This is a genomic window from Photobacterium sp. SP02, assembly GCF_038519165.1.
Lineage (GTDB): Bacteria > Pseudomonadota > Gammaproteobacteria > Enterobacterales > Vibrionaceae > Photobacterium > Photobacterium halotolerans.
In genome coordinates this window covers 111981-121052 of record NZ_JASJOJ010000008.1, presented here as the reverse complement: position 1 = coordinate 121052, position 9072 = coordinate 111981, and the positions used below count along the sequence as shown (strand labels likewise).

At 41.3% G+C, this 9072-nt stretch carries 8 protein-coding genes; 7 read left to right on the top strand and 1 reads right to left on the bottom strand.

Annotation, left to right across the window (positions count from 1 at the left end):
- Window positions 1-310: hypothetical protein (locus tag P0Y67_RS06005; protein WP_342391131.1), on the bottom strand; the 310-nt coding region annotated here is incomplete at its 3' end.
- A gap of 694 nt (window positions 311-1004) precedes the next feature.
- On the opposite strand from P0Y67_RS06005, the gene P0Y67_RS06000 reads away from it, so the two are divergent.
- The 7 genes from P0Y67_RS06000 (at window position 1005) to P0Y67_RS05970 (ending at window position 9062) form a co-directional block, all read left to right on the top strand.
- Complete coding sequence (locus P0Y67_RS06000; protein WP_342391130.1) at window positions 1005-1352, top strand: hypothetical protein; 348 nt, start codon at window positions 1005-1007, stop codon at window positions 1350-1352.
- A 2-nt stretch (window positions 1353-1354) separates the two neighbouring features.
- Window positions 1355-1663, top strand: a complete 309-nt coding sequence (locus P0Y67_RS05995) for a hypothetical protein (RefSeq protein WP_342391129.1) — start codon at window positions 1355-1357, stop codon at window positions 1661-1663.
- 9 nt (window positions 1664-1672) lie between these two features.
- Window positions 1673-3268 (top strand): hypothetical protein, encoded by a 1596-nt coding sequence (locus P0Y67_RS05990; protein WP_342391128.1) that lies wholly within the window; start codon window positions 1673-1675, stop codon window positions 3266-3268.
- Window positions 3269-3350: 82 nt separating this feature from the next.
- A complete protein-coding gene (locus P0Y67_RS05985) occupies window positions 3351-4484 on the top strand; it encodes a hypothetical protein (RefSeq protein WP_342391127.1) in 1134 nt (377 codons plus the stop codon).
- Window positions 4481-6856 (top strand): hypothetical protein, encoded by a 2376-nt coding sequence (locus P0Y67_RS05980; RefSeq protein WP_342391126.1) that lies wholly within the window; start codon window positions 4481-4483, stop codon window positions 6854-6856. The genes P0Y67_RS05985 and P0Y67_RS05980 overlap by 4 nt, the downstream gene beginning before the upstream one ends.
- 35 nt (window positions 6857-6891) lie before the next feature.
- Window positions 6892-8694: a HEAT repeat domain-containing protein gene (locus P0Y67_RS05975; protein WP_342391125.1), complete on the top strand. Its 1803-nt coding sequence runs from the start codon at window positions 6892-6894 to the stop codon at window positions 8692-8694.
- On the top strand, window positions 8691-9062 hold the full coding sequence (locus P0Y67_RS05970; protein WP_342391124.1) for a hypothetical protein: 372 nt from the start codon (window positions 8691-8693) through the stop codon (window positions 9060-9062). The genes P0Y67_RS05975 and P0Y67_RS05970 overlap by 4 nt, the downstream gene beginning before the upstream one ends.
- The last annotated feature ends 10 nt before the right edge of the window (window positions 9063-9072 follow it).

Genomic DNA, 9072 nt, shown 5'->3' with positions numbered 1-9072 from the left:
GCCTATTTGGAGCAAGTAATATTGGCGGGAATCCAAGGTTTGGATAAGAAATGAGCATACGTGCTCTCGCCCTGGTAAGCAGTGTACTGATAAAGTATTGGCCCTTCTGGGTGTCGCCATAAATACGGATATATCCGCCATCTTTTGTAGGGCAGTCAGCGAGAGGAAATTTATCTTTAAAGACGATGTAAGCTCGTGAGCCAGAGTTATCTCCTTCATAGAGCAATTCCACAGGTTGTACGTAGTATTGCCATTTGGAATGAGCAATAGATGAGAAAGCTAAAATAAAGACAAAGAGTAACTTTTTCATTGGAGATCCTAATAATTATCTAAAAAATTTTTATTTAAATACGATGAACCGATTTATAGATGGTTCGCAAACTTGTTTAATTTTTCGCCATCAATATTGATTTTCTTATCTGCTAAGAATGCAGTTATCAGCGAGTTGCTCTTCACGTCATAACAATCCGCATCATTCGGGATGATAAACCGCGTCCCATAATCGCAGTTGCTGAGTTCCTTATTAGAGTAATCCTGTGTGGAAAACACTAAGCCTCTATCCGTTGGGTAAATCCAGCTAATTCGTGTTTGATTAGACAAGGGTCTGCTTGACTCGAGAGAGGAAGTGAAAGTGCGACGAGATACAACTATTTGTTCATAACTCTCTAACCTTAAGTTATTTCAAAGAAGAGTCGATCCCATTTTATATGAGCAAGATGCATTGTAAGCAAAAAATCGAACATATGCATTGAGTTTTCATTAGCGTTGTATAATATACGCCGTTGTTCATATTGAAGTGCTTTTCTTACCATTGCGATTTGAGAGGCGAGCTTTTGCGGTTAGCTGCAATTGTAAGCAAACAAATGGAATTGAAGTGTTCCATTACTCACATCAAGGTTGCATCGAGTCATTTTTTCGACCAAGTAGCCCGAGTAGAGCAAGAAAGCCTCAATGAGACAGGTGATCTTCAATATGAGACCTAATTTGCTCGCTGAGGATGGAAGATGAAATTTAACCCTTTGTTATTTATTGCTATTTTTGCTTTCTGCTCTGTTGCTCAGGCTGAAGTGCCTGACCCCCAATTGATTAAGCAAATCGGCTGTGATCAGGAAAGCCAGCAGTGCGCTTTGTCGTTCGGTATTGAAAAAATGGGACCTTCAGGGTGTGCCTCGAACAAAATCAGTTGGTCGAGTGAGACAACCCAAGGAAAGCTGGCAGTGGCACTTCTGTCTTCCGCAATGATGACGAAGCATCAGGTAGCTGTTGAGTTTGACTCTTTCTGTGGTGAGAACGGCCTGCCTCAACTCAAATCGTATGAAGTTCTGGCGAAGTCGGCACAAGAAGGAGCCTGAACATGAAGCATAAAATTGGCCTGATATTTTCTTTATCTTTTGCAGCGGTGGCTGCTAATGCAGCGGAAGAAGTGAATACCATTCAAAGTATTCAGTGTGATATCAAGGCAACACATTGTCAGCTGGTTCTCGACAAACCCATTTTCTCAACATCATGTACGAAAAATGCAGTCGTTATACCTGCTGAAAAGCAACAACTAATATCCGTTTTGAGTTCAGCAATGTTTACAGGAACACAAGTGAAAGTCCATTTCGCATCTGAATGTGTCAATGGCGCTTATGAGCTTCAGACGTTTGATTTGGTTCAGTAAGGATAAATAATGAAAAGAACAAATTTTGGTTTACTGAGCGTCTGTGTTCTTGTTGGCTCCCCACTGAGTGTAATCGCGGGCACAACAGATGACTTCTGCTTCAACGATAGCATTTATCCCGTTCACCGGGATCGGGCCTGTAATCTTGAAAAATGGGTGAAGAATCAGCAGGTGCCGACTCAGCTTCGACAGGTTGATATAGAAAATTCAGCATCTTTGCTTTTGCAACCTGAGGATTTGGCGGGCGATTTGCTTCTGCGTCAGAATGACAATTTTTTAGAAGTGAGTAAACGCTATCAAAACTGTAAAGACGTTTACGAAAGCTTCAAAAATCAGACAAATCAGACGGCGGGAAGTATCGAGTGTAAGACCGGGCCAAACGATTTTGTGCCTTCCAGTCATTACGGCTCCGGTAATTATTGCTCTATTTCAGGTAATATTGAAACCTGCTATTCGCCGAAGTTGACGCTGACACCTGGCGTAGCAGATATCAGTCAGATTCAGCCGGTGACTGAATACAGTGGTAACCTTGTGAAGACCACTAGGAAAAATGAGTTGTCCTACCGGCAGGGTTATATTCCGGTGACAAATGGAGGTATCACGTTCTTTGTGAAAGGTACTGTGACGGATCGGAAGCAAACTTCTTTGGTGAATGAGCAGCTATGGTCTGGTTCGGTCAAATCTCCTGTGAACCCAACGCCTTATTTTGAATTGTCTTGTGTGGGTGAAACCAGGGTTGATCCAGTAGCCATCAGCCTGACTTACCAAGATAAGAACATGACCCAAGTCGGATTTATCGGGGGGGCTTTCATCAGCGCTTTTGATAAGAGCAAGTTCGAGATATTCAAACAAAAATGTGCATCGAATGTCCAGCTAAACCTAGTGAACTATCATGATATTGCAACTGAAAACTGGTCTTTCAATTTTGAAAGGACGGGGGGGAGCTATATTGATGAGCTGGTTCGGTTCGGTGAGCAGCTTCTAATAGATGTGAAATATGTAATTGATGAACATAATATATTGCAGAAAATCAGCCCAAATGCAGATACCATTAAAAATGACATCCGGGCTGAAATTAGTGCAAATTGGGAAACAATTTCTTCTACGGTTACTGTACATGACTTTTTTAATGCCGGTGCAATACCGCAACGTTATAAGAGTGACGGTTTTTCAGCGACCTTTGTTGTAAATACAGAGCTGAGTGTGATAGGGCCTGATTATCTACCTATGCCGAATTTTCCTTTTATGGCGCAACTGGTTGAAGAGTTGAAAGGCGAAGGAGTATCGGGAATTGACAATATGTTTAATTTATCGATTGGTAATCTGAAAAATAAGGATAAAACAGCGAAGTATTCAAGTGACTTTTTAGCGAACTGGGATTCAATGATTGTCCTATCTCATATTTCAGGTTTGATTAATGGTGAAAACAATGACAATACAATCGAAGATTTGATATTTCAAATTGAGTTATTGCAAAAAAGAAGTCAGAAAAATGTTCAGGGGATCCGTTCAGTGATTGAACATTTCCTATATATTGCTTCTATTGCAGATGCTGCGGAAATCGAAAAGCTCAATGATCTGAGAAGTAAACTGGAAAAGATTTGATTTTCTAGTTGGTATCAGAGGGTAAACTTACCCTCTGATATTGCTCTGTATTTTATATTTCAAGTTAACACTGGGATAGGGTATGAAACTTCGCCTGCTTTCGTTCTCTTTCTGCATGATGATGATCCCTTGGACATCATCTGCAGCGAATGTCACCCCTGAAATGCTGGATAAACAGCAGTATCAGTTGAATCAGATTAATTACCGGCTGGATGAGGTGCTGGACGCCTTAACAAAATATGACCTGGCTCGCGAGCAGTATTATTTAGGGCAAGATGGCTCTGCTGCGATGGCTGAAGTTTGGTATCAGAAACATGTGGCATGGCTGGAAAAAATGGATCAGCTCAGGCGATCGATAAGTAATCATCAACAGCTAGCTGCATCAGATACCGGTATGTTTAAAAGCCAGATATCGACATTGATGACCGAGTTATTCCAGTCTCAGGAAGAAGCAAAGAAAATATACAACCGGACAAAAATGGGTTTACAGCTTTTAGAGGGAATCCCTGCCTATCCGGAAAATTATATACGGGAACTAAAGTCTGTCATTGTAGCGCTGAATGATAATATTGCACTAAATTATCAAGCGTTTGAAAGTTTAAATACAGACTTTTCTGAGCAACACCTGAAGCGGCTAGAAGATGCATTGATTATGACGAGAGAAGTACTCCAGGCACTCATTAATCGCTCGAAGCTTGAGTTTCCGGAGCTCACCGCAGCATTACAAAAATTGAATGATATATTTGCGGTTGACCAATTACTGTCAGCGCGAATGGATAATGCTTCCAGAAGCACTGCATTTATTCAGGCTTATGCCAGGAGAGACTGGTTTGCAGCGGATACACGCTTTCAGCAGTTTGAAATACAATATCAGACAGACATGAAGGTGATTGTATCCAGTCCTCTGGATAATAGCCTGAAACAGCCAGGTATTGATTTTATAAATGACCGGTATCAGCAGGCAAAATATCAGCTTGATATGAATCAGGTTCGTGCTTACTCGCATTTATATAAAAAGTACATGGACACACTTAATATCTATGTTAGACGGTGTCAAGATGAAGGCAATTATCAAAAGTATAATTGCGCCTTATTAAAGACTTTAATTGGTTTGGATTTAAACTCGATCAAAAGTATGACTCTCGAGCAACAGCGTTATTTATATAAACAGTTAGTAAGAGTTCCTCAGGCGCCATATACGGAGATAAGCCAGTGAATAAATTGATAAGATATGGACTGTTTTTATTCTATGTTTTCAGTTGTCTCTCTGTTCAAATGGCTCATGCTGCAACCCAGAAAGTTGAAGATGGAGAGGATGTTATTCGGCTAGTTTTAGGTGATCGAACGCCGTTGCCGTATGAACCATTCACACCTGCAGAATTAAAAAAATTAGCAGATGATAATCCTGATGATGAATTATCAGTTATTGTTGAAGGTGGGGTGACCTATTTATTGATTGATTTGAGTATTCAAGGTGACGCTACTGTAGATGTTAAAGAGCCATTTAAAGTTGAAGTAAATGAATATGTAAAAATGGCCAATCAATTAGAGCAGCAGATTGCACCATTTGGTTATTCTTTGAGAGATGATAGCTTCGAGCAACTTCCTGTAGATCTATACGAATTATTCAACGATCCGGAAACCATGAGAAAACGCTTGCTGGATGCTTTGCAACTATATGCAAAAGAAGAACTGCTACGTCGTTTAGATGCGATTGATCCAGGTCAGTGCCCACAAATTGATGTGGAGAAGCTGGTCGAAAGAATTAACCTGAAAGCAGGAGATCTTGCACAAAGCAATGGTATAAATCTCGATAAGAAATATCGCCTGAAAAGTGGCGATTTGACGAAATTTGATGAGTATATTCGAGAGATTAATAATACAAATAAAATACTTTGTGCTTTAGGATATAATTTACCGAGTGCGATAGGGCTAAATATTGTTTATGAGGGTGGTGTAGCCAAGGTTGACGAAGATAGTATTCTGGCCATGATTAGTGTTGATTTTGATCTACAGACCCTTGTTGACTCTTTAGATTTAAAGATATCATTGGCTTTTAAAAGTTTAGGGTTACCAATTCCTGGAGGCGAGAGTATTTTATCTTGGGCGCCGCTGCAGGAAGCGATGAGTTGGGCTTCTGAACTAATTGAAATTGATGAATTTAAGGTAAAACTAAAGATACCTTCTCCAGAATTTTTGAAGGCAAAAATCACAGAGCTTGGTTTAGATTTACCACAAAATCTCAAAATGCCGGAATTTCCTGTTATTTCATTTAATAAATCGTTTACGCCACCAACACGTGAAGGTTTGAAAGTTAAGAAACGGAAAGACTGGAATGGGTTCGATTTAGGCAGTCGTAAAGTGTTAGGTGCGCAAGCAAAAGCCTACTATGAGATCCGGGGTTCTGAAGAGATACAATGGGGTATCGCACTCGGACGTGCTGATGTTTTTGTGTTCGGGAAGACCAATAATGCGATTGGTGCATATGCACAAGCTGAAGTAGGGCCGAAGTTAGTCGAGTTTAATACCGATATACAAGTCATGGGTATGCAACTCAATAAAATTAATAAACGAAGCACCACTGACCCATTGGCATACGAAGCAGAACTCTTGGGGGGAGGTGACGGCTATAGCTATGACTACAAATATACCCAACAGTTCGCAATAGGTCCTATCCCTGTGTATGTCTCAGTAGGTGTTTATGCTAGTGCAAATACAAAGTTGAGAGTCGGCCTAACATTTACACAAGTCTATGCTGAGCTCGTTCCAATTGCGAATGCAGGTGCATTCGGAGAAGGGGCTGTGGGTGTTGCGAAAGTGCTATCTGTCGGAGTGAGGGGTTCTGTGGATGTTTTGAATCTACAAGTACCGCTTCGTGGTAAAGCGGGTTTATTTTTTGCACAAAGTGGGGAGCCGTACTTAAAACTATCTTTGACATCCGATGCGTTAATCAGGGCATTGAACGGTGATATCAGTGCTTTTGTAGAATACCCATGGATAAAAATCTGTAAGAAAAAAGTAGGATTCATTAAGATTCCTTACCCTTGTATTAAAACAAAGAAAAAATCTAAATCCATTTACAAGTATGGTGGCTATGCTTGGCAAAAGTCGATCATGAACTGGGGGCTGACATATGGTTACCAGGGTGTCCATGTTAGTGGATCGATGCTGGACCAGACGGATCGTAAAGAGGCTGCTGCTTTACAAGGGAAAGTTGATTTGTATCAGCGTCATCTGGCTCTCGAAGACTACAGTCAGAAAACGGAAGCCCGAGTTAATGAAGTCTTTAATCTGGTGAAAAATACCTTAAATGCAGAGGCAACGACTCTACTGCCGCAAAAAGATGCAGCGCTGAGAATTCAGTTTCAGCATTCACAAGACAATATAGAACAGTATGAGTCCTGGCTGTTGTCTTCGATTGAACATAATACTCAGCGGACGATGGTCGCCAAGCAAAAGAGCATGGTAACCACGGAATGGTTAACAGATTCCAGTGTCACTAGTGATTCACCTGGTGTTTCCTCAGAACAGCAGGTAGAGAATAATGACGCCGCAGTGCTGAGAAGCCTGCATGGATTCTTGTTTTAGTTGTAATTGTTAACCCTGATAAATGTAGGTAACACATGAAATACAGAGCTGCCGTATTTGGTTTGAGTACCATTATTATTGTGAGCTTTATTTTCCTTTTTTTATACAAAGTAAAAGGTGGCGCGTATGTCATTGAATATGAACCAGGTAGCTCTTATCGCTATGAGGTGAAGTACCAGAACCATGCGGCCGGTATGACCAGTCTCATGGGGCAGGGACATTCTTATCAGCCAGACTTAAAGGTGAATTACAGCTATACCGGGCAGATGCTCATCGATGTGCTTGAGCAAACGGATCAGGGTTATACACTGGCATTCAGGTTCCAGCCTGAGTCATTTATTGCTGAGATGAATGGCAGCACCAGTAGTCGCTGGCCGCAGGATGTTGTTGTTTATGCCAATCTGAATCGAGATGGTTTGTTCAATGAACTGAAATTTCAGGAGACATACTACGAAGAATTTTCTCCCCTGTTAAAAGACATAATTGCACAGTTCCAGATTTCACTTTCAAATCAGGGGAAGTCCAACTGGCAATCCATCGAGGCAGATTTTTCATCTGCCTATGACGTGTATTATGAGATTGACGAGGCGTTGATTCCGAGCTGGGATGTCCACGTGAATAAATCTTATCGCCCCCAAAATGCTTTGTTGCGACTAGAGCAGGTTGTTGACATTGATGTCAGTCGTTTCTCAAAGCGCATTAGCCAAATTGCAATGGAACGAAGTAAAGTAACCTATTCTGCCAGCGGTAAACTGGCCGAGGAAAAAGCCCACTTCTCGGCTGCGTTTTTGTCTGTTACTGATGTGCCTGAAGCTGACAGTAATACAGACAAAACCTTCGTCCGCGATACGCTCAATGGCGAGTATCAGAGAAAGTTGCTGGAAAAGCAGATGTATGAGCAGACAGTGGGGACAGAGAGTCTCACTACCTTCAGGACCCGGCTGAGGCAGATACCATCTCTGGATAATCGGGGTAAGGCAAGTCTGTTTTATCAGTTGAGAGCATGGGTAGCACTCGATCCATCTCGTTTGGAACAGATAAAGCTTTGGCTGAGTCTTTATCAGTCAGATCATCCAGCTTTTCAGATGTTGAGTACTTTGCTGGTATCAATCGGAAGTCCTGAAGCACAGAACATTTTGCTGGATGCGATGGCTTCATCTTCGCCAGAAAAGCAAAATGCAATAATGCTGAAATTGATTTTTCTGGATCACCCGACACAGGAAAGTGAGTCGGCTGTTCGTGATCTGGCAAAGTCACTCCCTTCTGAAGAAAAAAGGTTGCAAGCGCAATTAGTTCTTGGAGGTATGGCCCGTTTTTTACAAGATGATGATCGCGCCAGAAGCTTGGCTATTTTTGACGAAGTCAAAGAGCAACTTACTGCAAGCAGTGATGTGCAGAAAATTGAAGACGCTTTGAGTGTAATCGGGAATATGGGGCTGACGGAGCAAACTGAGTTGGTCACAAGGTATTTATCGCATGAAAGCAAGCAAGTGCGTTACTCTGCGCTGGATGCATTACGTTTTGTGAATACACCAGAAGCTCAAGGTGTGTTGTTAAGACATCTCTCCGATGATGATGGCCGAATGCGAGAGATCTCTTCAACTGGCCTGAGCTACACAACTCCGGGCCCAGAATTTGTTGATGTGTACAGAGACAGACTGAAAGTCGAAAATAATGAATATGTGATTCGACAACTGATTGACAATCTTAGCCAGATGTCAGTTCAGTACCCGGATTCAATTCAGGTATTAGAAAACTATATTCCAAAAATTGGTATTACATCACTAAAGAACCATGGTGAAAGTGTTTTGAAGAGCATGAAATCAGTTAGTGATTGAATAATAAAGAACGTTGTTATAATGAGATGGTTATTATGAGGTTGATTAAATTAATTGTTGTTTTAATAATGTTTTTCCCTGCGCTTTCTTGTGCCAATAGTGTTTTCACGCCGGGTAAAGTAAGCAAAATAATATTGCATGACTGGGGGCGGGTACTAGTGTATTTGGATAGCGGAATTAATACTAATGAGGGTTGCGAGAAAAAAGCGGCAATTGTCTTAGATAGAGGCAATCAGCATTTTGCTGAAATGTATTCTTCATTGCTATCTGCTTATCATGCAGGAACTAAAGTGGGTGGCTGGGTTAATGGTTGTGATAACTTACATAAAGCTCCGGTTTTAAGCAGATTAGATTTAATGCCAAAGTGATAATACGGGT